This is a genomic window from Hansschlegelia beijingensis (assembly GCF_045505405.1).
Classification (GTDB): domain Bacteria; phylum Pseudomonadota; class Alphaproteobacteria; order Rhizobiales; family Methylopilaceae; genus Methylopila; species Methylopila beijingensis_A.
The window spans coordinates 1-24138 of sequence record NZ_JBJKEX010000012.1 but is presented as its reverse complement, the minus strand read 5'-3'; the positions used below and the strand labels follow the sequence as shown (position 1 = coordinate 24138).

Here is a 24138-nt window from a genome sequence, read left to right as displayed (position 1 = left end):
TCATTTACCAACAGGCGTGCGGCCAAGAAGATCAGGGGTCGACTTGGCGACCAAAAAGTTAACGCGACCCCGGTTTCGGCGGGGTCGTTTCATGAAGCAAGGCGATCCACCGCGACCAGGGCTCGCGCATCCACCTGGTGCCGGGCGGCGCCACGCCGTTCCGGGCGCTCGACGCGGCCGCTCAGGCGCGGCTTGACGTGGTGCTCGAAGCCCTCGCGCTGACCTACGATTTCGTCATCCTGGTGACGCCGGGCGGCCCCGGCGGGGCGGAGCCGTTCGCCCCGTATTGCAGCGCGGCTGTCCTGATCTCGGCGGCGGGCGCGGGCGACATCGCCACGGTCGAGGCCCATGAGCGGCTGAAGGCGCAGGGCATCGACGACGTGGTGGTGCTGCTTGTGACCGACGGCGACGGCGATCCCCGCGGCCGCTCGCTGGCGGCCGCCTGAGGGCTGCGGCTAGTCCGCGTCCGGCGCCGGATGCGCGCGTCCGGCGCGAAGCGCGCGGATCTTCTCGACCAGCGCATAGGCGGTGGGATTGGCCTTGATGCGCGCCTTCGCGGCGGTCTTGGCGGCGGCCGCCGCCGCAAGCGCCCTTCCGCGCAGCGTGAGGCCGAAGATCGAGTCGTACAGCGGCTCCAGATCGGGGCAGTACATCTTCTTGTATGTGGCCGCGCCGACTCCAAGGTCGAAGGTCCTCAGGCCGCGGCGTATCGAATCCTCCACGACGAAGTTCATCAGCATTTCGCCGGGGCTGTACTTTGCGTGCTCGCCGCTGGTGATCGAGATGAACATGCCGCAGTAGCGCTCTGCGTCGGCGAGGCCGCCCGTGACGGCGATCGTCTCGTCGTCGAGATCGAAGCCGTAGAGATCGATCACCGCCGGGCGCCCGGTCAGCCCGCAGGCCTCGGACAGGAACTCGGGCACGCCCGGATGGGCGAACACGTTGTCGATGCCGCGCTCGGCGAACTGCTGCGCCTTCTGGGACAAAAATGCCGCCAGCAGCCGCCGCCGTTGCTCGTCGGTGTCGGCGCGGAAAATGTGCGGCCGCCCCCGCTCCTCGAAACGCCGCATCTTGCGGCGCTGGTTCGAGCGCGACTTGGCGGAGACGAAGAGCTTGAGATGTTCCTCGAGGCTCGCCGCCAGCGGGCCGCTGAAAGCCGGATCCGGCGAGGGCTGCCGCGGCAGCGCCATGAACGGGTTGCGGACGCCTTCCCAGCCCTCCGGCTGGTTCGTCAGCTCGAACAGGTCGATCCCGGCGAGCCCCGCCGTCGTGGAGAAGAGGCGATCCACCTCGCCCCGGTCGAACAGCTCGACATGATCGCGGCGGATGACGGGGACGTTGTAGTTCATATGGCTGCCGCCGAGGAACCGGGCGACCGTCACGCCCCATCGGCGGCTGACGCCGAACGGCAGCAGCGCGACGGCGGCGCCGGTCTCGTCCCTTGCGACGACGATCAGCGGCTGCACGCCCTCATGAGCCGCGACGTTCTCGATCCACGGCAGGAGCAATCCGGGTTTCTGATACGGCGTGGCGAGCGCGCCGCGGAGCAGTTCGGACCACGGGCCGAGCGCGCTGGCGCCGTCCCGATGGATGTCGATCGACAAAAATGCCGGTCCGGAACTGGCGGGAGAGTGGGGCAGGGGAGCAGGCTCCTGGCGCCTGAGGAACGATCGTGAGCCGAGCGGCCGACGCCGTTCCGGAAGCGGCCGCAGGATCGACTCTTATGGCACGACTCGCCCTGGAGCGCCTGCCCGACGTGGACTCACTTGCTGACGCGCAGGTTCGACAGAGAGTCCCCGATCGTGCGGAAGGCCGTGTTCAATGCGGCCTGATTGCCGGCATCGAAGTAATAGGCGGCGCTTGTCGCGCAGTTCTGCATCAATGACTTTGTTGCAGCGTCTGGGTTATCAAATGCAACAGTATATATGATTATTCCAGCAGACTTCATGCTCGAACAGACGGCAGTCAAACGTTTGTTTAGCTCTAATGGCGCCAGATTAGCGTTGTCGGTCCCGAGCTTTTTCTCGGGCAGCTCGCCATATGCGCTGTAGTTTGTGACGGTATTGTCGCCGTCTGTCATGATAACGGCGGCCTTGCTCATGTTCTTGGTCCCGTAATCCAGGGGAAGAGAGCTGCTTCCCCAATAGCCCCGCCATCGCGGCGAGAGCATGCGCCAGCCCCACACAGCGCCGAGATTGATATGGGTGTACCCGCTCGCGGTCATGGCGTTGACGGCCGAAGTCACCGTGCTCTTCACGTTGGTGAGGGGGGTGACTTCCTTGGGGCAGCTCGAGTTGAAGCCGGTGGTGAGGGCTTTGAGGAAGTCAGGGTAGCTGAACTTGGTCGCGTTTGTGGCTGGGGGGTCGTCGGTCTGGTCGAGCGGCGCGTTCCGGGCCATTGCGCACCCGGTCCAGCCGAAGAAGGGCTTCGTTCCTGTGAACCACGAGTTCCTGCTGGTCCCTACATTCACGGCTTGAGAGAAGGGCACCAGCCCAACGTAGAGATTGGTGCCGACGCTCTCGCCGCCGAACAGGATATCGAGCAGATCGTTCGCGGATCTCCGCAGGGACGGCATGCTGCCGCTCATATCCATAGAAATGGTGTTGTCGAGCACCATCACGAGCTCAAGCCCCGAGGATGAGCGAGTCACCTCCGACGTCGCGTTCACCGTGACGCTCTTCTGGCCGAACAGCTTCATGAAGATCGTCGGGACCGTCGCCGTGGCGCTGAGCGAGATGACGCTCTTGGTCGAATTGGCGGTGGCGGTGACCTTCGTGACGGTCGCTCCCGCATAGCCGTCCCTGAAGTTCGCGTTCACGAACTTCCGCGCGTCGGCCGAATAGTCCGTGGTGCTGAGCCGCGCGCCGACCGCCAGCCCCGCGGAATCGAGCGCATCGACCAGCCGCGCCCGGACCAGGACCGAGCGTCCCACGTCGATCGCAAAGCCCATGCAGCCGATCAGGACCAGCATCACGATCGCGATCAGAGGCGCGACCGCGCCCTTCTCCGATCGGGAGAAACGGCTCAGCACGGAGGATCGCGGGGAGCGGGGCGCGCGCATGGTTCAGCACGGTTTGGTGTTGAGGGCGCCGAGGCGCGGGCGATAGGTCGACTGCGTGTAGATGTCGAAGCCGCTCTTGAAGACCTTCGAGAATATCGGCGTGAACTTGTAGAAGACTTCCGCGACGATCAGGTTGTCGTTCGCGTCGGCCAGCAGGCCGGAAGGGACCGCGGCGGTCGCGCCTTCTGCGCCGACCTTGCTTTTCCAGCTGGTGCCCGCGGTGCTGTAGCACTGCCAGCGGACCTTCGGGACGTTGCTGGAGTTCAGATAGACGGAGGTCAGGATCGTCACGCCATTCGTTCCGGAGACGTAGGACGGCAGGCTGGATCCGGTGATGAGGAAGACCTCCTTCATCGCCTTGGGGCTGAGCTCCTGGTACTGGGAAGTCACGTCCGCGACCGAGAAGCCGACCTTGTCTACTCCCGACCGGATGCCGACGAAGCGCGCCACGTCGTAGCCGCCGAGCAGCAGGAGCGCGAGCAACGGCGCCGCCAGCGCGAGCTCCAGCGCGGCCAGCCCGTCCTGCGAGCGTCGAAAGCGTGCGAGCAGGGCGCGGACCCGGGTCCTCATCAGTAGGGCTCGTTCTTCACGACGACGCTGGATTTGAGCGGGACCACGCCGTTGGCGCCCAGCAAGTGCTTCAGCACCGGCGTGAACAGATTCCAGCTGTAGGTGGCCGTGTAGGACACGATCTCGCCCGAGCCGCCGGTTCCGCTGGAGCCGACGCCGTTGTCGTATTTTCCGTTGCCGTTGAGGTCGGTGTAGGCTTCGCCGCTGTCCCACTTGCCGTTCTTGTTCTTGTCCGTGAACGGTTCCGGCTTGAGATACGAATAGTCGGGGTAGGAGGTGCTGCTCAGCGTGATCTTGGCGGGGTCAAGCAAAGCCGAAGCGGCCTTCTTGATGCCGGCCTGGATGGTTTGCGCCTGCGTCTGGCCGCTCGCCTTGTAGCCGGTCTTGCCGGTGCGGGAGCCGACGAACACCGCGTCGTTGAGGATGGCCTGGGCGCCAGCCATCAGGCCGAGCTCCACCGTGCCCATGATCAGCAGCACGAGCACCGGAGCGATGATGGCGAACTCCACGGCCGTCGCTCCGGACGGGTCTCGGCGGAGGCGCCTCGCTATGCGCGTGATGCTGGGTTTCGTCATGACTCGCGGTGCGGATGTCGATGTTCCGATCGCGCAGGACGGTAGAAACGAAAAATCTACAACAGGTGAAGCCGATCGAATAAAACTTGAGGTAATATTGCGGTGGAGCGCTCCACCCCGCTGGACTTCCCCGCTTTTTTCGGCGCGGCGAGACTGTCCGGCCGCCGACCGGTCGCGGGCGAACGCGCAACATACGGCGGCGGCTCGTATTTTCGGCTTCAGCGATTAAGCCTGCGGGCGTCGTCGAACTACACGGTTCGTTCACCCTCCGGCCCGAAAGGTCAGCGTCTTCTTTGGATAAGGGCAGGCGATCATCATGAGCGCAGCGCGCACGACGCTGTTTCGCGCGGCTTTCACCGCGCTCGACCTTGCGCGCGCCAACCGTCTCCTGAGACGCCGCGCGCAGGGGTTGGGCGTGATCCTGACCCTGCACCACGTCCGCCCGTGGTCGGGGAAGGCCTTCGCTCCGAACCGGCTGCTGGAGGTGGAGCCGGCTTTCCTCGACGCGACCCTCACCCGCGCGCGCGAACTCGGGTTCGACTTCGTCTCGATGGACGAGGCGTGGCGGCGGGTGACGACCGGAGTTTCAGTCAGGCCCTTCCTGCACCTGGCCTTCGACGACGGCTACCGGGACGTGCGCGATCACGCGCTGCCGATCCTCGAGCGCCATGGCGCCCCCGCGACGCTCTACGTCGCCGCCGGCTTTGCGGAGGGCGACGCGGAGCTCTGGTGGCTTTCGCTCGAGGAGGCGATCGACCGTGCGAGCCGCGTCTATTTCGATGCGGGCCAGGGCGAGGCGGTCTATCAGACGCGAACCCCGGCCGAGAAGGCGGCCGCATGGTCGACGATCTACTGGCGGCTGAGGGCGGGGCCCGAAGAAGAGCTGCGCGCTGAAGTCCGCCGCCTCGCCGGGGAGCAGGGGGTCGACGGCTTCTCGTTCGCCCGCGAACTCTGCATGCGCTGGGACGAACTGCAGGAGATCGCGGGCGACCCGCTGGTCACGATCGGGGCGCACACCGTCTCGCACCCCATGCTCGCCAAGCACCCTCCGGAGACGGTGCGGGCCGAGATGGCCGGAAGCCGCGACGCCATCCGTCACAAGCTCGGCCTCGAGGCCGAGCACTTCGCCTATCCGGTGGGGGACCGCTCGGCTGCGGGGGAACGGGATTACGCGCTTGCCGCGGAGCTCGGCTTCACGACCGCGGTGACGACCCGCCCCGGCCACCTGACAAAGGCCCATGCGGCCACGCCGACGGCGCTTCCGCGGGTGTCGCTGAACGGTAATTTCCAGACGCGGGCGGCGATCGACGCCCTTCTGTGCGGGACGCCCTTCCTGGTGACGGATGCGCTCGCGCGGCTGCGCGACTGAGGTCACCGCGGAGGGCCGGCCCGCTCCATCCAGCGGATCAGAAGCGCGGCCGGCACGATCCAGATCAGACCGAAAAAGGCGAAGAAGGCGAGCTGCGCGAGCGGGCCGGCGTCGGCCATCCTGATCTGGCCGACCGTCAGGACCGCGAACGCGTAGGCCATGACGCCGATCAGCAGGACAAAGACGCCGATGAACTTCTTGGCGCGCGGCGGCATGGCAGGTCCGTAGGGGGTGGACGTCTCGTCGCCTTGCGGGCGCCGCAGCGCGGACGTAAAGCCGGGCTCCGTTCCGGGTCAACCCCGACAAGGAGAGCGTGCGTGCCCCAGGCGAACGCAACCCCGCGCCGGCGCTTCGTGAGCGTCTGGCTTGTCGTAACGATCGCGCTGGTCGCCCTCATGGTCGTCGTCGGCGGCGCCACGCGCCTCACCGGCTCCGGTCTGTCGATCACCGAATGGCGCCCCGTGACCGGAGCGATCCCGCCGATCGGGGAGGCGGCCTGGGCGGAGGAGTTCGCCAAGTACCGGGCGAGCCCGCAATACAAGCTGCTCAACGAGGGCATGTCGCTCGGGGATTTCCAGTTCATCTACTGGTGGGAGTGGGGCCATCGCCAGCTCGGCCGGCTGATCGGGCTCGTCTTCGCCGGCGGGCTGCTGTTTGCGGCGGTGACGCGCCGGGTCAGCCTGGGGGAGGGGCTGACGCTGTTCGCAATGGGCCTTCTGCTCGCGACCCAGGGCGCGATCGGCTGGATCATGGTGGCTTCCGGACTGCAGCCGGGAATGACCGCCGTCGCTCCGATCAAGCTGACGCTGCATCTCGGCTTCGCGCTGCTGTTCTTCGGGACGTTGGTCGCCTTCCTGATCCATGTGCGGCCGCCTCGTTCCGGGTCGCCTCGCCTCTCCGGCCCGCTCCGGGCCGGCGCGTACCTGGTCCTCGCACTGACCTTCATCCAGATCCTGCTCGGAGGCCTGGTGGCCGGCTCGCGCGCCGGGCTCACGTTCAACACCTGGCCGCTGATGGACGGCGGGTTCGCGCCGTCCATCGACGGCCTGTTCGCCGTGACGCCGTGGTGGGAGAACTTCGTCGACAATGTCGCTCTGGTTCAGCTGAACCACCGGATCGGAGCCTATGTGCTCCTGATCGCGCTCGTCCTCTATGCATTCGCGGTAATGCGCGCGGGCGTCGACCGCGCCACGAGGAGGCGCGTCTTCGAACTCCTGGGCGTCATGATCTTGCAGGCGGGACTGGGCGTCGCGACCCTCGTGATGGTGGTTCCGCTGTCGCTTGGGCTGGCTCACCAGTTCGGCGCGGTCGTGGCGCTCGCGCTCGCAATCCGCAACGTCGCGCTGGCCTCGCGAGGGGCCGGCCAGCGGGTGCGGGAGCCCGCTCCCGGTCCGGTCGCGCAGCCGGCATAAGCCCTCAGAGGCCGAGCCGCGGAACCTCTATGGCGGGGCAGCGGTCCATGATGACCGTTATCCCCCGCGCCTCGGCGCGGCTCGCCGCAGCCTCATCGCGCAGGCCGAGCTGGGTCCATATCACCTTCGGGAGCGGCTCGAGCGCCAGCGCCTCGTCGACCACGGCGCCGATGTGCTCGAGCGAGCGGAAGACGTCGACCATGTCGATCGGCTCCGGCACGTCGGCGAGCCGAGCCACGCAGGGCGAGCCCGCCACTGTTGCGCCGGCATGCCCGGGATTCACGCAGAACACCCGGTAGCCGCGCCGTCTCAGGAAACCCGCAACCCCGTTGCTGGGTCGCGTCGGGTTCGGACTGGCGCCAACGACCGCGATGGTGCGCACGGTCTGCAGGATGGAGCGGAGCAGCGCGTCCGGATACCGATCGTGCGGCGCGCCGCCGCCGGCTCCGCGTCCCGAGGCCGTGTCGGCGGTCAGTTGTCTTCCTCGTCGCCGAACAGCGCCTTGATCTTGTCGAGGTAGGGCTTCACGACGTCGACGTTGCCCGGCAGCGGCTGGAAGCTCTCGAGCGCGGAGAACTGTTCGTCGAGGTCCTTCAGCGCGGCCTTCTTCTCGTCCTCTGAGAGAGCCGCGTCGTTCTCGATCTCGCTCTGCACCTTCTTCTTCTCGCCGGCGAGGTCGGTCTCGTTGCCCTCGGGGTCGCTCGCGCCGAAAGCCAGGAGCACCGACTGCGCGACATTCGCCCAGTCCGCGTAGGTCGCGAACTCATACTTCTTCAGGATGGCGTCGATCTGCGCCTTGGCCTCCGGCTTGTCGAGGTAGCCCGCCAGAGCGCCGACCGGGTCCTCCGCTTCGCCGACCTCGGCCTCGTCGCTTTCGGGCTGATTGTCAGGAGTCTTCGCCTGAGACTTATCGGCAGGATCGTTCGCGGCCAGCTTCTCGCGCAGCGCTTCGAACTCCGGCCAGGCCGAAATGAAGGCCTCGACGAGCTTCGGCGTGAGCGGAACCTGCTTCGGCTCGGCGTCGGCGGGCGCTTCGCCCTGTGGCTGCGCCGCCCCGGCGGCCGGGTTCTGGGTCGTCTCCTGCGCGACAACGGGCGTCGCAAGCGCGAACGCCGCCACGGCGGCGAGCAGGAACGAGCGCAGGGGGCGGTCGGCGATCAGCATTGACGTCCTCCGGGAGACGCGTGGCGCCTCGAAGCTTGCGCAGGACGGCGGTCGTGGCTTCATCGCCATTCGCGCCGCGATCCCGCCCGAGACTCAGGCGCTTCTTCGAATCGAACTATGGCCCGTGAAAATGGACGCGACCATGACGGAAATGCCACGCCCCGCCACCGATCGCGCGCCGCTCATGACCGTGGAAGAGGCCGAAGCCTTTCTTCAAACCGAATTTCCGCAGACGGCCTATGGCGGGCGGACCTATGTGGTCGAGGACGTCGGACATGGCTTCGCCCGGCTCCGCCTCCTGTTCCATGAGCGTCACCTGAGGCCCGGCGGCACCTTGTCGGGGCCGTCCATGATGGCGCTCGCGGACGTCGCTCTCTACGTCGCGCTGCTCGGGGCGATCGGCCCCGTGAAGCTCGCCGTCACGACCAACCTGACGATCAACTTCTTCCGGAAGCCCGAGCCGCGGGATCTGCTCGCGGAATGCCGCTACATGAAGATCGGCCGGAGCCTCGCGGTCGCAGAGGCGACGCTGTTTCAGGACGTCGGCGAAGCCGTCGCGCATGTCGTCGCGACATATTCGATCCCGCCCGGCGCTCGATCGGACGAGCCGAGTCCCCGGGAGGCGCGGCAGGATCCAGGGAGTTCCCGTCCCGAAACCGACGTTTAGATGAGGGGTAATAAACTACCCTTTTTATAAACATCTGATTTTGCTCATGTTTTGCGGGCACTGCGTCGTTGATTTCGGCAGGGTGCTCGTCTATTAACTCCACCTGTCGCGCAGGGCTCTCCTGCGCGTTCTCGTTTCCCAATCCGAGGCTTCTCTCATGCGACCCCAGCCGGCCCGCTCTTTCGTGGCCAAACCGGCCGACGTCGAGAAGAAGTGGGTGGTGATCGACGCCAAGGGCCTGGTCGTGGGCCGCCTGGCTTCGCTCATCGCGCTTCGTCTCCGCGGCAAGCACAAGCCGTCCTTCACGCCGCACGTCGACGACGGCGACAATGTCATCGTGATTAACGCGGCCCAGGTCGCGTTCACGGGCAAGAAGCGCGAGGACAAGTCGTACTTCTGGCACACCGGCTATCCGGGCGGCATCAAGGAGCGCAAGGCGCACCAGATCCTCGACGGGCGCTTCCCCGAGCGGGTGATCGAGAAGGCCGTGGAGCGCATGCTTCCGCGCGGCCCGCTCGGCCGCAAGCAGCTCGGCAACCTGCGGGTCTACGCCGGCGAGAGCCACCCCCATGAGGCCCAGCAACCGGTCGCGCTCGACATTGGCGGCCTCAATCGCAAGAACGTGCGGAGCGCTTGATCATGGCCGAGAACATCCAGTCCCTCGGCGAACTCGGCGGCGCCCTCAACGGCGGCCAGCCGGACGCCCCGAAATACGTCAAGAAGGTCGACCAGTTCGGCCGCGCCTACGCCACCGGCAAGCGCAAGGACGCGGTCGCCCGCGTCTGGATCCGTCCCGGCTCCGGCAAGGTGACGGTGAACAAGCGCTCGATCGAGGTCTACTTCGCGCGCCCCGTGCTGCGCATGATCCTCGAGCAGCCGCTCAACGTCGCGAACCGCAAGGGTCAGTACGACATCACCGTCACGGTCGCTGGCGGCGGGCTTTCGGGCCAGGCCGGCGCGGTGCGTCACGGCCTGTCGAAGGCGCTGACCTACTTCGAGCCGGAGCTGCGCGGCGTCCTCAAGAAGGGCGGCTTCCTCACCCGCGACAGCCGCGTGGTGGAGCGCAAGAAGTACGGCCGCGCCAAGGCGCGCCGGAGCTTCCAGTTCTCCAAGCGCTGACGCGCCGACAAGTTCAGGTACTGCGTACGGAAAAGGCGGGCCCTCGGGCCCGCCTTTTTTCGTTCGCAAGACGGCGGCCGGCGGCTCGATCGCTTCCCGCTGCTACGCGCCTGCGATCACCGCCACCACGTCGCCGGCGCGCACGGTCCGCCCCTGCTGGGCGCGCAGGCTTACGATCCTGCCGGCGACCGGGGCGGAGATCTCCATCTCCATCTTCATGGCCTCCACGACCACGATCGGCTGACCTTCGGCCACCTCGTCGCCTTCCGCCACGAGCAGCTTCCAGACGTTTCCGGTCATATGACTGGGGGCCGCCGTGCAGCCCTCCGGAACCGCCTCGTCGCTCCCGGATGGCGCTGTCCCTGCGTCGCTGACGAAGCTGTCGAGGCCACGCGCCTTCCAGTCGGCGCGCTCCGTCTCGAAGGCGGCCTGCCGGCTGCTCTGGAAGGCGTCTATGCTCTCAGCGTTCTCGGACAGGAACCGGGCGTAGTCGCGGTACGAGAAAGGGCTGTCTTCGATCCGCACGTCGTAGCGGCCATGCGGAAAGGCCTCCCGCATCTCCAGCAGCTCCTGCTCGTCCACGGGGAAGAACCGCACGCGGTCGAAGAAGCGCAGCAGGTAGGGGCGCCCCGGCTGGAAGGCCCTGGTCACGCGCCAGCTGTTCCACATCTGGATCGTGCGGCCGAACAGCTGGTAGCCGCCCGGCCCCTCCATCCCGTAGACGCACAGGTAGGCGCCGCCGATGCCGACGGCGTTCTCCGGCGTCCAGGTGCGGGCCGGATTGTATTTGGTGGTCACCAGCCTGTGGCGGGGGTCGACGGGCGTCGCGACAGGCGCGCCGAGATAGACGTCGCCGAGGCCGAGCACGAGGTACTCCGCGTCGAACACGATGCGGCGCACGTCCTCGATCGCGCCGAGCCCGTTGATGCGGCGGATGAACTCGATGTTATCCGGGCACCAGGGCGCGTCGGGGCGCACAAGCTCCTGATATTTGCGCATCGCAAGCCGGATCTGCGGGTCGTTCCACGAGAGCGGCAGCCAGACCGTGCTGCTTGGCACGGTCGCTTCTTCAGGCGCAGGCAGATCCCTCTCGATGCGCGTCAGCGCGTCGAGGAGACGCTCGACGGACAATGTGGCGCTGTCGAAATGCACCTGCAGGGACCGGATGCCGGGGGTGAGATCGACGATCCCCGGCATCTTCTCGGCGGCGAGCGCCTCGGCCAGGACATGGACCCGCATCCGGAGCGCGACGTCGAGCGCCATCGGCCCGTATTCGAGGAGCAGATTGTCGTCGCCGGCCCGGCGATAGACGACGCGGGTCGGCCCGTCCTGGCTCATGCCGAGGATCGGGCTCGGGATGTCGCCTGCTCGGCGGATCGAAGGGGAGGCGAGGCCGTGCGTCGTGAACCGCACCCGGTCGCCCGGCCTCAGTTGCCCCGCCTTCCACAACTCGTCGCGCGCGATCACGACGGGGCAGACAAAGCCGCCGAGGCTCGGCCCGTCGGGGCCGAGGATGATCGGCATGTCTCCGGTGAAATCGAGAGAGCCCACCGCATAGGCGTTGTCGTGGATGTTCGACGGATGCAGCCCGGCCTCGCCGCCGTCCGGCCTCGCCCAGCGCGGTTGCGGGCCGATCAGCCGGACCCCGGTGCGGTCGCTGTTGAAGTGCACCTCGTAGGTCGCGCCGAAGAGGTCGACGATGTCGGCGTCCTGGAAGAAGTCCGGGGCGCCGTGCGGGCCTGACCTGACGCCGATGGTCCAGTCGCTCGTCAGCTCGGGCCGCTCGTCGGCGCGCGCGGCGCGCGGCTCGCCTTCCGGCGGAACCGCGTCGATCTTCAGCATGTCGCCGGCCTTGAGGGCGCCCTGCGCATGGCCGCCGAAGCGGCCGAGCATGAAGGTCGACCTGGAGCCGAAGGCTTCCGCCGCCTCGATCCCGCCGCGCACCGCGAGATAGCCGCGCTGACCGGGACCGGACACACGGCCGAGCGCGAGCGTCGATCCGGCCGGCGCCGGAAATGGTGCGAAACGTGGCGCAGGCGCGCCGTCGAGCGTCGCCTGCATGTCGGCGCCGGCGAGCGCCACGATGGCCTCGCGGTGGAACTTCAGGGTCGGGCCGCTGACTGCGCATTCGAGGCCGGGCGCGCCTTCGGGGTTCCCGACCAGCTTGTTGGCGAGGCGGAACGAGCGGTCGTCCATCGGCCCCGAGGGCGGGACGCCGACATCCCAGAGCCCGAGCCGCCCCGGCCAATCCTGCACGCTGGTCTGCGCGCCCGGCGCCAGCACCTCGATGGCGCGCGGCGTGAACGGGAACGTCCTCAACGCGGCCGTCGAGACCTCGCCCGAGCGCAACAGCTCGGACGCTGCGACCGCGCGCAGATAGTCGAGGTTGGTTTCGATCCCGAGGAGAGTGGTGTCGCTCAAAGCCGCGGCCAGCTTCGCGAGAGCCGCCGCCCGATCCTCGCCGTGAACGATCACCTTGGCGAGCATCGGATCGTACCAGGGCGTCACCTCGGCCCCGGTCTCGACCCAGCCGTCGACCCGCACGTCGTCGGGAAAGGCGACCTTGGTCAGCAAGCCGGTGGATGGCCGGAAGTCGGCCTGCGGGGTCTCGGCGTAGATCCGCGCCTCGAACGCCGCGCCGTTCGCGACGAGCTCTTCCTGCGCGGGCAGGGTGAGTTCGCCGGCCGCCTGCTTCACCATCCACTCGACCAGGTCGACGCCGAACACCGCCTCCGTGACCGGGTGCTCGACCTGGAGCCGCGTGTTGACCTCGAGGAAGGAAAAGTCCTCCCGGGCCACGTCGTAAATGAACTCGACGGTTCCGGCGGACTCGTAGGCGACGGCCTCGCCGAGCGCGACCGCCGCCGCGTGGAGCCGCGAGCGCACCGCCTCGGGGATGTTCGGCGCGGGGGTCTCCTCGACGACCTTCTGGTTGCGCCGCTGGAGCGAGCAGTCGCGCTCGCCGAGCGCCACCACACGGCCTCGCCCGTCACCGAAGATCTGCACCTCGACATGCCGGGCGGTCGCCACGAAGCGCTCGAGATAGACCCGCGCGTCGCCGAAGCTGGCGCCGGCCATTCGCTGCACGGCGTCAAAGCGTTGGCGCAGCTCCGCAGCGTCCTGGCAAAGCTGCATGCCGATGCCCCCGCCGCCTGCGGTCGACTTCAGCATCACCGGAAAGCCGATCGCCTCGGCTGCGGCGATCGCATCATGGGCCGATCCGAGCAGCCCCGAGCCCGCCAGCAGGGGAACGCCGGCGCGCTCCGCAATCTCGCGGGCCGTGTGCTTCAGCCCGAAGCCGCGCAGATGCTCCGGCCGCGGCCCGATGAACGCGATCCCGTTGGCGGCGAGGCGTTCGGCGAATCCGGCGTTCTCGGACAGGAAGCCATAGCCGGGGTGAACGGCCTCCGCGCCTGTGCGCAGACAGGCTTCGATGATGGCGTCGATGTCGAGATAGCTTTCGCGCGCCGGGGCGGGCCCGACCCGCACCGCTTCGTCCGCCTCCAGCACAGGGCGCGTGAACCGGTCCGCATCCGAATAGACAGCGACGGAGGCGATCCCGAGCTTGCGGAGCGTTCTGACGATCCGGCCGGCGATCTCGCCTCGGTTCGCGATCAGGACCTTGCTGAACATTGGCGGGCGGTTCCGATGAGCGGGGAGAGGCGCACGGGGCCGGTGGCGGGCCGTCCTCTGCCGAGGAGCGGCGTCCGCCGCGAAGCCGCGGTCGAGGCTGAACCCGGGAGAGGCGTCAGGCGCTCGAGGGATCGAAGATCAGCACCTGCACCGGCGACGGGTCGAAGCCGTTGCAGGGGTTGTTGATCTGCGGGCAGTTCGAGATCACGCAGAGCAGGTCCATCGTGGCGAGCACGTCCACGTAGTCGCCCGGCGCCGATACTCCGTCGACAATCGCAAGCGCGCCAGTAGGTTCGATCGGGACGTTCATGAAGAAGTTGATGTTGGGCACGACATCGCGCTTGGTCATGCCGTGCTTCGAGACCTCGATGACGAAGTTCTCGCGGCAGGCGTGCATGAAGCGCGTCTGGTGGCCGAACCGGACGGTGTTGGCCTCGCAGGAGCAGGCGCCGGCGGACGTGTCGTGCCGGCCGCAGGAGTCCGCGATCACCACGCCAAGAATGCCGCCCTGGTTCGAGATCAGGCGTGTTCCGGCCGAGACGTATGACGCGCCCTGATCCAGGATGGTGTCCTGCGCGCTGTAGCGCTCCCCATGGTCGTGCGCGTTGTAGAAGAGCGTGTCGACGGCCTGACAGCCCTGCAGGTCGACGATCCGCAGGATCTGTCCCTTCTCGACGAGCCCCGACCAAGGCCGGTTGGCCGGAATCGTGAAGTCGTAGATCGCCTGTGTGGGATCGAGGGCGGCGGGCGAGGCGATGAAGGGGGAGGCGCGCCCGGAGAGTGAGGTCGGCTGCATGCTGGCTCTCCTCAGCGGGCGCGCAGATAGCGGTCGGTGTTCTCGAAGCCGCGCGCGGCCTCGGCGGTCGCGGTCCGGCACAGATCGTCGGGACCGACTTCGGGAAGCCGGTGCACGATCAGCTCTATTTCGCCGGGCTCATGCCCCGCGGCGGGCGCGAGCGGGTGAGGGCAGTTCGACACGGCGACCAGCAGGTCGACCTCCGCCCGCAGATCGATGAAGTCCCCTGGCTGGACGACCCCGGGCCGGAAGGCGACGCGCCCGCTCTCGTCATGGACGACCGGCGCGAAGAGCGTGAGCACGGGCGACACGTCACGCGGGCCGAGGCCGAACTTCGAGGCCGCGAGGATCATGTTCTCGCGCGTCGACCGCAGGCTGGCGTCTCCGTGCTTCCTGAGGTTCGAGGCGGGCGTCGAGCCTCCGACGACGGCGTCATGGGCGCCGCAGCTGTCCTCGACGATCGACATCAGCGCGCGCCCCATGTCGGAGAACAGCACGCGCCCCTTCCGCAGCTCCGTGGTCCATTGGATCTTGATCGTGTCGGCGCTGTTGTAGCGCTCGGACGGATCGGCCGCGTTCCAGAAGAACAGCGACACGCCGGGCGAACCGGAGACGTTGAGCACGCGCAGCGCTTCGCCGCGCATGACGGTCTCCGCCCAGTACCAGCCGCCCGGAACAGTGATGCGCTCGCGCGCAGCGGACGGTTCGATCGGCGCAGCGTCGCGTGGCGTCAGAGGCGGCAGCGTCCTCGGCGCGGTCGTCTGGCCCTCGGCCTTGAGCCTCTCATAGCTCCGGCGCCGCTCCGCGATGAGGGCGGACTTTTCTTGGGTGGGGTCGCTTGGCATAACTGAGCTCCGCTTCCGAAAGGTCGTCAGACCTCGGAAGTCGGCGCGGACCATCGCGGCGCCTGTTCCAGGCCCTTGAGGTCTCCCGGGATTTTGCCCCGCCGTGTCCCTGCCGGATGTCTCCCGGCAAGGCGGCAGCTCTCGGACCAGCCGTCTTGATTCAGACGCGGAACCCTAGCCGCCAACTCAGTGCGGCGATGATAGAACGACCCTGCCGGGAAGCTGCAGCCTAAAGAAGCGGCATGCCGCGGAAATTGGCGGCGCCCTCAGGGCGCGCCGCTTGAGCCCGCCAGAACCGGGCTCGGCTCGCCCCAACTCTCCTCGAAAACCAGGTCTTCGAGCGGGAGCCGCTGCGCCCAGCGACGGGCTTCGAGTTCCGGCCGATCGAACAGCCGGTCGACATAGCCGACGCAAAGATAGGCGACGATGACCGTCTCCTGCGGCACGCCGAGGATCGGACGAAGGTCGTCGGGGTCGAAAATGCTGACCCAGCCCACCCCGATGCCTTCGGCGCGCGCCGCCAGCCAGAGGTTCTGGACCGCGCAGACGGCGCTGTAGAGATCGGTGTCGCGCTGATGGGTGCGGCCGAGCACGACAGGGCCCCCGCGCGTGCGGTCGCAGGTGACGCAGATATTGAGCGGCGCCTTGAGAATGCCCTCGAGCTTGAGGGCTCGGTAGTGCGCGCCGCGCTGTCCCTCGAACATCTCGGCTGCTTCGGCGTTGCAGCGCGCGAAGGCGTCGCGGACACGCGCCCGGGTCTCGGGGCTGCGGACCAGGATGAAGTTCCAGGGCTGCATCAGGCCCACCGAAGGGGCGTGATGGGCCGCACGCAGCAGGCGGCGCAGGACGTCGTCCGGGATCGGACGAGGGAGGAACTCGTCGCGCACGTCGCGCCGGGTCTCGATGGCCCGGTACACCGCGGCCCGCTCAGCGTCGTCGAAAGAGCCAGCCGGAACAGGATCTTCGCCCGGAATCTGCAGGCCCTGCTTCGGGACAGGCGACATCGTTTCGCTCCATGCGAAAGCAACGCCGGTCCCGCCGTCCGCGCGGTTCTGGCAAATGCGTCCGGTCGGCCTTCTGGCTCTGGCTCATCCCGGAACGGCGCCTTCCCAGCCCTGCGGCCAGTGGCGTATCGCCGTCCAGTCCCCATCACAGCGCTGGGCGCGCCACGGAATTCCACCGCGTTTCCGATTCTCCCGTCTAGGACGGGCGCCGAACTCGCGGAGCCTAGCCGCATGCGGGATTGCATCCAAGCGGACCGGCCTTGCGCCATTCGGCCTAGGTCATGGCTCAAGCTCTGAACCCCTTGGCTGACCCGAGGACGGATGGCTGAGCGAACGTTTCCGGTGCGCTTGCCGAAGCGGGCGAAGATGCTCCCGGAGTGCTTCGCGGAGCACCGGGCCGGCAACCTTTATGGGTTCAGGACCTGGCCGCTAAATCGCCTGGTTGTATGATCCTACCGCTTTGTCACGTCGGAGCACGCCGTCGACGGCCGTAAACATCGCGTGCATCCGCTCTTCCGACACCGGACTCTCGATCACAACGACCAGCTCCGGCATATTGGAGGAGGCGCGCACCAGGCCCCAGGTGCCGTCCGAGGTGATCACCCGCGCTCCGTTGACGGTGACGATGTCCCGGATGGTCTCCCCGGCGATCGCCTCTTGGGCAGTCATCATGCGCTTGAACTCGGCGAGCGTGCGCTCGACGACCCCGTACTTCTCTTCGTCCGCGCAGCGCGCCGACATCGTAGGCGTGCTCCACGTCGTCGGCAATTGGCGTCGCAGCTCCGCCAGCGAGCACTGCGGGTTCGCCTCTAACACGTCACAGACCGCGAAGGCGGAGAGCAGGCCGTCGTCATAGCCGAGCCCAAGCGGCTGACTGAAGAAGTAGTGGCCAGACTTCTCGAAGCCCGCGAGCGCCCTGCGCTCCGCGACCCGCCGCTTCATGTAGGAGTGGCCCGTTTTCCAGTACTCCACGCGTGCGCCGTTCGCTTTCAGGACCGGATCGGTCGCGTAGAGACTCGTCGATTTCACGTCTGCAATGAAAAGAGCGCTCGGGTGAACCGCCGACAGCTGGCGCGCGAGCAATACGCCGATTTTGTCGGCGAAGATCTCGACTCCTTCATTGTCCACGACTCCGCATCGATCGCCGTCTCCGTCGAAGCCGAAGCCGATGTCGGCGCCGCTCTCCAGCACCGCGTCCCGGATCGCGTGGAGCATCTTCATGTCTTCGGGATTCGGATTGTGCCGGGGGAAGGTGAAGTCGAGATCGCAGTCGAGCGGAACGACTTCGCAGCCGAGCGCTTCCAGCGCCCGCGGCGCGAAGGCGCCGGCCGTGCCGTTGCCGCAGGCGGCGACCACCTTCAGCCGCCGTGCAAGCTGCGGCCGATCCAGCAACCGCGTCAGATAGCGCTCGGGCAGATCATGGACGTAGTGATAGGACCCGCCGCCCGGAAGCGCGAAGGCGCTCGACAGCACGATCTCCTTCAGCCGCGCCATCTGGGCCGGCTCGAGCGTGACGGGCCGCTCCACGCCGATCTTCACGCCCGTCCAGCCGTTGTCGTTGTGCGAAGCGGTCACCATCGCGACGCAGGCGGCGTCGAGCTCGAACTGAGCGAAATATGCCATTGGCGAGATGCAGAGACCGATGTCGAGCACCTTCATGCCGCCGGCGAGCAGGCCGCTCACCAAGGCGAGCTTCAGCGAGCCGGAGTAGCTTCGGTAGTCATGGCCGGTCACGATCGTCGTCGGTGCGCCGGTTTCCCGCGCATAAGTGGCAATCCCCATCCCGAGGGCCTGCATGCCCATGAGATTGAGCTCCTCGCCGAACAGCCACCGTGCGTCATACTCGCGAAAGCCGGTCGGCTTGATGAGCGGCGTGCGCTCATAGGCGTAGCTGTTGGGGGTAAGGCGGGGCACCGGCGTCGGGAACATTCTTCCTGCCCTTTGGACATTCAGAGCCGGCGCGGCGGCCGCTAAGGCGCGGAACGCCGGGCCGCCGTGGCGGTCTCGCCGGAGGGCTTCCTCCGAGCTCCGCGAGCGGCGGCGAACGGAGCCGGCTTCTCGAATGACTGTCGATTATAGACGTCGCTGCTGCGAACGATGTCGTCTTCTCCGAGATAGGACCCGATCTGCACTTCGATCACGTCGAGCGGCTCCGTTCCTGGATTCTCAAGCCGGTGCCACTCGGTCGCGCCGATGTAGGCGGACTCGCCTTCCCGCAGATAACGCGGTTCCGTGCCGACGGTGATCCGGGCCGTGCCGCGCACCACCACCCAGTGCTCGGATCGATGATGGTGCATCTGGAGCGACAGCTTGCCCCCCGGCTTGACGTGCAGGACCTTCACCTGGAAGCGGTTGCCGTTCGCCAGACCCTGGAAGAAACCCCAGGGTCGGTGCTGGCGCAGGTGGACATAGGCCTCGGGCCGCTGCCTCTGTTTGAGCAGCGCGACCACCCCCCCGACATCCTGCGCGCAGGACCGATCGGCCACCAGCACGGCGTCGCCGGAGCTGATCACCATGACGTTGTCGAGCCCGAGCGTCGCCACCAGCCGGTCGTCGGTGTGGACGAGGGAGTTCACCGTTGCGGCCAGCAGGGCGTCGCCCATGACCACATTTCCATCTTTGTCGGGAGCGCCGGCGCCGGCGACCGACGACCACGAGCCGACGTCGCTCCAGCCAAGCTCCGCCTCCACCACCGCCGCGAGCGGCGTCCGGCCCATGATCGCGCAGTCGATCGACACCGACGGGCAGCGTTCGAACGCCGCCCGCTCCAGCCGGTAGAAGCCCAGATCCTCGCGTGCCTCCCGGACCGCGGCGAGGACGCCTTCGTGGGTCGCCGGTTCGAGGCGAGCCAGTTCCTGGAGGTAGACGGAGGCCTGCATGATAAAGAAGCCGCCGTTCCAAAGATGCTCGCCTGAAGCCAGAAACTGCCGCGCGAGCTCCAGCTTCGGCTTCTCGACGAATTCAACCGCTTCGCGGGCCGCGCCGGCGCAGGAAAGCACGGCGCCGGGCTTCACATAACCATAGCCCGTGTGCGGCTCGGACGGCCGGATGCCGATCATGACGATGCGACCGGCCGCGGCCGCGACTGCGGCGGCCCGCACCGACTCGGCGAGCGCGCCGATCTCGCGCACGATGTGATCGGAGGGCATCACGGCCATGATGGCGGTGGGATCGATCCTTGAGAGTACGGCGGCGGCCGCCGCGATGGCGGCTGCGGTGTTGCGGGCGCACGGCTCCAGCAGGACCACCTCGGGGACCACGTCGGCGTTCTCGAGCCCTTCAAGCACCCTGAATCGATAGTCTTCGCTGGACACGATCACGGGTCGCTGGAAGCCGTCCTCGACGCGGAGCCTCGCGATCGTGCTTTCGAAGAGCGTCGGCTCGTCTTCGCCGAAAAGGTGGACGAACTGCTTGGGAGCGTCGCCGCGCGACAGCGGCCACAGCCGCGTTCCAGAGCCGCCGCAGAGGATGACAGGATAGATGTTCATCTTGGGCTCTCCTGGGTCTGGCCGCCAGCTGCGAGGAGGCGCGGCGCAGCTCCCAAGGCGGGCGCCGGGGCTATCGTCGTCGTGGCGACGATCTGCTCCACCCTGACCTGACCGCACCGGCCGATCGCTTGCAGTTCCTCCGCCATGGCCATCGCCTCATCCAGCGAGCGCACGCCAACGGCGATCTCCGGGCCCGTCGGGACCCAACGGACGACGTAACCGGTCATAGCGGCCCCCGGACCGTGTCGCTGGCCAACGCCTGCGTTGAACGGGACTGACGATCGCAGTCCGATCTTGCGTGGACGGGGGAGGGAGCCATGTCGATCCGCCGAGCTTGAAACGGAAGACGGGCCCGCGCCGCGTTGGGGGTCGTGGCTGCGGCGGCGGGCCCGCGGGACGCGACGTCCGAAGGGTCCTGGCGTCGGGGTTCGGGCGTCGCACGAAGAGGATAGCGGCGCGCCGCTGGGCCGCGTCTTCCGAATTGGAGGTAAGCCCATGCCAAGGATACCAACATCGGGGGGAAAGACGCCGGATCGGACCCGCCCTAAGCTAAGCGCTCGAGCTGCCCATCCCCTCTGGCCGGGCCGAGGATGACAACCTTGCCGTGGGTTCCGGCGAGCGAGCGCCGGAGCCGATAGGGGCACATGATCGCATCGCGAGCCACCCTCATTTTGGTCTGCGCGATCGGAGCGCTGCTGACCCTCCCAGCGTTGCACAGATCAGACGCCGTGCGCCGCGACGTCGCGTTCGGTGCGAGCCGCGCCGTCGCAGAAGCTCGCGGCGCGGCGGCGCATGAGCCGCCGAAGGATTCGGCCGGGGCGGACATTCTGCCTCCCGACGCTCGCCACTATGATCCGCCGATGGTCGCTACGGACTCAGCGGGAGGAGCGATCGGGGAAGGCCTCCGCTCGGCCGCTCCGGGCGAGATCGTGACGCTCGCAGGCGCGTTCACCCCGGGCCGCACATCGTTCGAGGTGTTCGGTCAGTCGAACGCCGGCGACGCCGTGGCGACCTCCGTCGCCCCTCTACGGATCAGCGACAGCACAGCCGCGATCATGCTGCCCGCAACTCTGCCCGCGCCGTCCGTTTATCTGATCTGGCCCAAGACGGACGGGCGCCGGGGGGCTCCTTTCGCGGTCAATCAGACAGAGGCTTGGTGGGCAGGGCCGTCGCGCGTCGCCTCAGGACAGCGGTTCGCTATCTACGGCCGAAACCTCGGAGGAGGGTCGGAAGACCCGCATGTCTACCTCACGGGCCCCGGCAGGGCAGGTGAGTGGCTGCCGATCCGCGGCGCGGACGCCTACCGGATCGAGCTCGACGCGCCGTCGCGGCCTGCGGGCGACTACGCATTGTGGGTGCACAACGGGGCCGGCGGCGGATTCGGCTGGAGCGGGCCGCTCCGCCTCACGCTGGGATACGCGCCGCCCGCCTTCGGGGCGGCCGTCTTCGACGTGAGGCGGTTCGGCGCGTTCGGCGACGGCGTGCGGGACGACGGGCCTGCGATCGAGGAGGCGGTCGCGGCTGCGGCCGCGAGAGCCCCGGCGACCGTTTACTTTCCGTCAGGGGTCTACGCTTCACGCAGGCCCTTCGTGGCGCCTCCAGGCGTCCGCTGGTTAGGCGACGGCGCTGACAGGAGCGTGCTCCGTCTGATCGCGCCGCTCACCGCGCCCGGCTTTCTCTATGGGATCGGCGACCGTTCGGACGTCGCCCTTGAACGCCTCGCAGTCGAGGCCGACGGACGGATAGCCGGGCAGGACAGAGCGCTGGTGGTTCTAACCGGCGAGCGGCTCAGCTTCTCCCATGTCCGGCTGTCCTCCTGGGGCGCGATGACTCTGAAGCTGGCTGGAACGGAGATCAGGATAGCGGAATCAGAGATCATCGGGGCGGGAAGCTTTCTGCCGGCGGCGTCGCAGCTGTTCGCGACGGACACAACCTTCCGCATGACGAATGACGGCGAGGCAGCGCTCGCAGTCTGGTCCGGCCGCGGGATCGCGATGATCGGAAACCGGCTCGTCAATGCCGACGAGAACAAGCCGGACGGGCACGGCATGGGAAGGCTGTTCGTGGCGCAGCCGCATCTCGGCGGCAGCCGGGACATGTACTTCCGCGACAATGAGACGGTGAACGCCGCGCCCCGCGACTGCGCGGCCGTCGACTGCAACAAGGGGGAGCAGATCCTCTTCGAGTTCGGTTCGGTGCGACTGCAGGGTGGCGCCTCGAGGGTAAGGCCGACCGAGGCTTCGTTCATGGGCGAATTGCCCGAGGACGCCGTCGGCAAGACGCTGATCGTCGCGGGAGGGCCGGGGGTCGGGCAGCGGCGGAGGATCGTCGCCCGCGAAGGGGGCGCGCTGAAGCTGGACCGACCATGGGACGTGCTTCCGGACCCTTCCAAGAGCCTGTTCTACGTCGCCCATGTCGCCGAGCGCGCGGTCGTGGATCACAACCGCTTCCAGGGCCGGCCGACGCACTCGCAGCACGATTCCGACTCCACGGCCGTACTGATTTTCGGCCTCTGCTTCGACATGGTCGTGGCGGCGAATGACATCGCGCGCATGCGCCACGGTGTGATGGTCGCCGCGACCTCCGGGACGCCGGACGACAGCGTGTCTGCGCCGTTCTTCGCGCTGATCGAGCGCAACCGAATCCGGGACGGGTCCAACGGCATCTACACCGGCCTCATCTTCGGCTATCCGTCCGATCCCAAGGTCGCGGGCGGCGTCGGCAACGTCTTCCGGAACAACGAGATCGCCGGGATGAGCCATATCGGCCTCGCGTTCGACACCTGGGACACGCCAGGCGGCGACTTCCACGCGACTGTCTTCGAACGCAATCGGCTCGTGGATACCCCTTTCGGCGTCGCCTCGGGGCTCAAGCTTGTGTGGACGGACCGTGACTTCCAGCCAACGCCGCCTGGGGGCACGCAGCTGCGCCAGACCATACTGCACGCGAACCGCATCCAGCGTGGCTCCGCGCCGGAGGCTGGCTCCGTCGGCTTTCGCACGGATGACTTCCAGGACTGGCTCGAGATCGCGAACGAGTGGCGGGGCTTCGAAAAAGAGCGCGTCCCGACGCCAAGCCGCTGACGCGCGCTCGACCGGAAGCGGTAGCAGGAGCGCCCTCGACGCTCCGCCACCCTACCACCAATGCGACCGGAGCGCGCCCGCCGTCCTCCCCTCGGCGTCCTTGAACACTCCGCCGACCGCTGATGCCTTTTAGGGCGATCTCATAGGGGCGGCTGAGCATGAAGGTCATCATCGTCAATCGCTTCTTCGCCCCCGACCAGTCGGCCACGAGCCGAATGGCCACCAGCCTCGCCGCGGGCCTGGCGGCGCAGGGGCTCGAGGTTGAGGCGATCGCCAGCGCGGCGTTGCATGACGATCCCTCGCGCTGCCTGCCACGGTCGGAAACGATCGGGGGCGTCCGCGTCACCCGCATCGCCGGCGGCCGCTTTGGCCGCCGGCGGCTGATCGGCCGGGCGCTGGACTACGCCGTTTTCCATATTGCGGGAGCCTGGCGCCTGCTCCGCCTCGCCGCCGCCGGGGACGTTTGCATCGTTTGCACAGACCCGCCGCTGATGTCCGTTTCTGCGCTCGCGCCGCTCGTCCTGAAGCGGGCGGCGTTGGTGAACTGGCTGAACGACCTGTTTCCGGAAGTCGCCTTCGACGCCGGCGTGCTTCGCGCCGGCGGCGTGGCGGGAAGGCTCACGCTCGTCTTGCGAGACCTCTCGCTGCGCCGCGCCGCGCTCAACGTAGCCCCGATGGAGAGGATGGCCGCCTATCTGCAGTTGCGCGGCTCGGCGGGGCGGCGTGCCGTCGTCATACCGCATTGGTCGGAGGGAGACGGCGTGGCGCCGATGGCGGCTCGCGACAGCCGCCTGCGTCGGGAATGGGGGCTCGAGGGCAAGTTCGTCCTCGGCTACTGCGGCAATCTCGGCCGGGCGCACGATTTCGGTTGCCTTCTTGCGGCAGCGCAGGGGCTGAAGGACCGCGACGACATCGTCTTCCTCATCGTGGGCGGCGGCCACCGCCTGGCATGGCTGCAGGCCGAGGCCGAGCGGCGGAAGCTGGCGAACTTCGTCTTCAAGCCGCTCCAGCCGGAGAACCTGCTGCGCGATTGCCTGGCGGCGCCGGACGCCCATCTCGTCACGCTGCTGGCCCCCTTCGAGATCTCGGTCATCCCAAGCAAGTTCTATGGGGTGCTCGCCGCAGGGCGGCCAGCGCTCTTCGTCGGGGCGGCCGATGGCGAGATCGCCAGAACCGTCCGCGAGAACGCCTGCGGCGAGGCCTTCGGCGTCGAAGACGCGCCGGCGTTGGCGGCCTGCCCCGCAAGCAGAAGGGCCGCCAGCGTCAGCGCGGCTGGGCCAGCGATTTCGTATTCGAGGACGGCTTCAACGTCTTCGGAGAACAGGCCGCCGGCCGGACCGAGCCGGAGCGGG

General features: G+C 67.9%; 20 protein-coding genes, 1 pseudogene and 2 riboswitches. Of the genes and pseudogenes, 8 read left to right on the top strand and 13 right to left on the bottom strand.

Annotated features, from left to right (window positions below; all coding sequences use genetic code 11):
- The first annotated feature begins 137 nt into the window (after nt 1–137).
- On the top strand, nt 138–446 hold the full coding sequence (locus ACIKT0_RS01880) for a hypothetical protein (RefSeq protein ID WP_407103722.1): 309 nt from the start codon (nt 138–140) through the stop codon (nt 444–446).
- A 9-nt stretch (nt 447–455) separates the two neighbouring features.
- On the opposite strand, the gene ACIKT0_RS01875 is transcribed toward ACIKT0_RS01880, so the two are convergent.
- The 4 genes from ACIKT0_RS01875 to ACIKT0_RS01860 form a co-directional block, all read right to left on the bottom strand.
- The gene (locus tag ACIKT0_RS01875; protein WP_407103721.1) at nt 456–1604 is read right to left on the bottom strand and encodes a GNAT family N-acetyltransferase; all 1149 of its coding nucleotides are present in this window, start codon (nt 1602–1604) and stop codon (nt 456–458) included.
- A gap of 158 nt (nt 1605–1762) precedes the next feature.
- Entirely contained in the window at nt 1763–3031 is a 1269-nt protein-coding gene (locus ACIKT0_RS01870; RefSeq protein WP_407103720.1) for a TadE/TadG family type IV pilus assembly protein, read from the bottom strand.
- 33 nt (nt 3032–3064) lie between these two features.
- Nucleotides 3065–3631 carry a pilus assembly protein gene (locus ACIKT0_RS01865; RefSeq protein WP_407103719.1) on the bottom strand — a complete coding sequence of 189 codons (567 nt, stop codon included), beginning with the start codon at nt 3629–3631 and terminating at the stop codon, nt 3065–3067.
- On the bottom strand, nt 3631–4140 hold the full coding sequence (locus ACIKT0_RS01860) for a TadE family protein (RefSeq protein WP_407103718.1): 510 nt from the start codon (nt 4138–4140) through the stop codon (nt 3631–3633). The genes ACIKT0_RS01865 and ACIKT0_RS01860 overlap by 1 nt, the downstream gene beginning before the upstream one ends.
- A gap of 382 nt (nt 4141–4522) precedes the next feature.
- Here ACIKT0_RS01860 and ACIKT0_RS01855 point away from each other — a divergent pair, with 382 nt between their 5' ends.
- On the top strand, nt 4523–5575 hold the full coding sequence (locus ACIKT0_RS01855; RefSeq protein WP_407103717.1) for a polysaccharide deacetylase family protein: 1053 nt from the start codon (nt 4523–4525) through the stop codon (nt 5573–5575).
- 2 nt (nt 5576–5577) lie between these two features.
- Here ACIKT0_RS01855 and ACIKT0_RS01850 read toward each other — a convergent pair whose 3' ends face one another.
- Complete coding sequence (locus ACIKT0_RS01850; RefSeq protein WP_407103716.1) at nt 5578–5790, bottom strand: DUF2842 domain-containing protein; 213 nt, start codon at nt 5788–5790, stop codon at nt 5578–5580.
- A gap of 102 nt (nt 5791–5892) precedes the next feature.
- On the opposite strand from ACIKT0_RS01850, the gene ACIKT0_RS01845 reads away from it, so the two are divergent.
- On the top strand, nt 5893–6987 hold the full coding sequence (locus ACIKT0_RS01845) for a COX15/CtaA family protein (protein WP_407103715.1): 1095 nt from the start codon (nt 5893–5895) through the stop codon (nt 6985–6987).
- 4 nt (nt 6988–6991) lie between these two features.
- On the opposite strand, the gene ACIKT0_RS01840 is transcribed toward ACIKT0_RS01845, so the two are convergent.
- Nucleotides 6992–7462 carry a CoA-binding protein gene (locus ACIKT0_RS01840; protein WP_407103723.1) on the bottom strand — a complete coding sequence of 157 codons (471 nt, stop codon included), beginning with the start codon at nt 7460–7462 and terminating at the stop codon, nt 6992–6994.
- Complete coding sequence (locus ACIKT0_RS01835) at nt 7459–8151, bottom strand: hypothetical protein (protein WP_407103714.1); 693 nt, start codon at nt 8149–8151, stop codon at nt 7459–7461. Before ACIKT0_RS01835 ends, ACIKT0_RS01840 begins: the two co-directional genes overlap by 4 nt.
- A 151-nt stretch (nt 8152–8302) precedes the next feature.
- Here ACIKT0_RS01835 and ACIKT0_RS01830 point away from each other — a divergent pair.
- The 3 genes and pseudogenes from ACIKT0_RS01830 to rpsI all read left to right on the top strand — a co-directional run.
- Nucleotides 8303–8740, top strand: a pseudogene (locus ACIKT0_RS01830) (PaaI family thioesterase); the annotation flags it as partial.
- A gap of 235 nt (nt 8741–8975) precedes the next feature.
- Complete coding sequence (gene rplM / locus ACIKT0_RS01825; protein WP_183393963.1) at nt 8976–9455, top strand: 50S ribosomal protein L13; 480 nt, start codon at nt 8976–8978, stop codon at nt 9453–9455.
- A gap of 2 nt (nt 9456–9457) precedes the next feature.
- Nucleotides 9458–9937 carry a 30S ribosomal protein S9 gene (gene rpsI, locus ACIKT0_RS01820; protein ID WP_183393964.1) on the top strand — a complete coding sequence of 160 codons (480 nt, stop codon included), beginning with the start codon at nt 9458–9460 and terminating at the stop codon, nt 9935–9937.
- Between the two features lie 102 nt (nt 9938–10039).
- On the opposite strand, the gene ACIKT0_RS01815 is transcribed toward rpsI, so the two are convergent.
- The 6 genes from ACIKT0_RS01815 to ACIKT0_RS01790 form a co-directional block, all read right to left on the bottom strand.
- On the bottom strand, nt 10040–13570 hold the full coding sequence (locus tag ACIKT0_RS01815) for a 5-oxoprolinase/urea amidolyase family protein (RefSeq protein ID WP_407103713.1): 3531 nt from the start codon (nt 13568–13570) through the stop codon (nt 10040–10042).
- Nucleotides 13571–13685: 115 nt separating this feature from the next.
- Entirely contained in the window at nt 13686–14366 is a 681-nt protein-coding gene (locus tag ACIKT0_RS01810) for an urea amidolyase associated protein UAAP2 (RefSeq protein ID WP_407103712.1), read from the bottom strand.
- Between the two features lie 11 nt (nt 14367–14377).
- Nucleotides 14378–15211 (bottom strand): urea amidolyase associated protein UAAP1, encoded by an 834-nt coding sequence (locus tag ACIKT0_RS01805; protein WP_407103711.1) that lies wholly within the window; start codon nt 15209–15211, stop codon nt 14378–14380.
- 80 nt (nt 15212–15291) lie between these two features.
- Nucleotides 15292–15400, bottom strand: a riboswitch (guanidine-I (ykkC/yxkD leader).
- A gap of 77 nt (nt 15401–15477) precedes the next feature.
- Nucleotides 15478–16215 (bottom strand): 5,6-dimethylbenzimidazole synthase, encoded by a 738-nt coding sequence (bluB, locus tag ACIKT0_RS01800; protein ID WP_407103710.1) that lies wholly within the window; start codon nt 16213–16215, stop codon nt 15478–15480.
- A 46-nt stretch (nt 16216–16261) separates the two neighbouring features.
- A riboswitch (cobalamin riboswitch) is annotated at nt 16262–16443 on the bottom strand.
- A gap of 201 nt (nt 16444–16644) precedes the next feature.
- Nucleotides 16645–18144, bottom strand: coding sequence for a phosphomannomutase/phosphoglucomutase (locus ACIKT0_RS01795; protein ID WP_407103709.1), 1500 nt, complete (start codon nt 18142–18144; stop codon nt 16645–16647).
- 41 nt (nt 18145–18185) lie between these two features.
- Nucleotides 18186–19703, bottom strand: coding sequence for a mannose-1-phosphate guanylyltransferase/mannose-6-phosphate isomerase (locus ACIKT0_RS01790; protein WP_407103708.1), 1518 nt, complete (start codon nt 19701–19703; stop codon nt 18186–18188).
- A gap of 860 nt (nt 19704–20563) precedes the next feature.
- Here ACIKT0_RS01790 and ACIKT0_RS01785 point away from each other — a divergent pair.
- Both ACIKT0_RS01785 and ACIKT0_RS01780 read left to right on the top strand, forming a co-directional pair.
- Nucleotides 20564–22786 carry a glycosyl hydrolase family 28-related protein gene (locus ACIKT0_RS01785; protein ID WP_407103707.1) on the top strand — a complete coding sequence of 741 codons (2223 nt, stop codon included), beginning with the start codon at nt 20564–20566 and terminating at the stop codon, nt 22784–22786.
- A gap of 158 nt (nt 22787–22944) precedes the next feature.
- On the top strand, nt 22945–24138 hold a 1194-nt coding region (locus tag ACIKT0_RS01780), incomplete at its 3' end, for a glycosyltransferase family 4 protein (protein WP_407103706.1).

Excerpts from the sequence above, each read along its gene's own strand:
- ACIKT0_RS01850 (WP_407103716.1), bottom strand. The coding sequence starts at position 5,790 with ATGCCGCCGCGCGCCAAGAAGTTCATCGGCGTCTTTGTCCTGCTGATC.
- ACIKT0_RS01795 (WP_407103709.1), bottom strand. The coding sequence starts at position 18,144 with ATGTTCCCGACGCCGGTGCCCCGCCTTACCCCCAACAGCTACGCCTAT.
- ACIKT0_RS01810 (WP_407103712.1), bottom strand. The coding sequence starts at position 14,366 with ATGCAGCCGACCTCACTCTCCGGGCGCGCCTCCCCCTTCATCGCCTCG.
- ACIKT0_RS01865 (WP_407103719.1), bottom strand. The coding sequence starts at position 3,631 with ATGAGGACCCGGGTCCGCGCCCTGCTCGCACGCTTTCGACGCTCGCAG.
- rplM (WP_183393963.1), top strand. The coding sequence starts at position 8,976 with ATGCGACCCCAGCCGGCCCGCTCTTTCGTGGCCAAACCGGCCGACGTC.
- bluB (WP_407103710.1), bottom strand. The coding sequence starts at position 16,215 with ATGTCGCCTGTCCCGAAGCAGGGCCTGCAGATTCCGGGCGAAGATCCT.
- ACIKT0_RS01815 (WP_407103713.1), bottom strand. The coding sequence starts at position 13,570 with ATGTTCAGCAAGGTCCTGATCGCGAACCGAGGCGAGATCGCCGGCCGG.
- ACIKT0_RS01805 (WP_407103711.1), bottom strand. The coding sequence starts at position 15,211 with ATGCCAAGCGACCCCACCCAAGAAAAGTCCGCCCTCATCGCGGAGCGG.
- ACIKT0_RS01785 (WP_407103707.1), top strand. The coding sequence starts at position 20,564 with ATGGTCGCTACGGACTCAGCGGGAGGAGCGATCGGGGAAGGCCTCCGC.
- ACIKT0_RS01855 (WP_407103717.1), top strand. The coding sequence starts at position 4,523 with ATGAGCGCAGCGCGCACGACGCTGTTTCGCGCGGCTTTCACCGCGCTC.
- ACIKT0_RS01835 (WP_407103714.1), bottom strand. The coding sequence starts at position 8,151 with ATGCTGATCGCCGACCGCCCCCTGCGCTCGTTCCTGCTCGCCGCCGTG.
- ACIKT0_RS01790 (WP_407103708.1), bottom strand. The coding sequence starts at position 19,703 with ATGAACATCTATCCTGTCATCCTCTGCGGCGGCTCTGGAACGCGGCTG.
- rpsI (WP_183393964.1), top strand. The coding sequence starts at position 9,458 with ATGGCCGAGAACATCCAGTCCCTCGGCGAACTCGGCGGCGCCCTCAAC.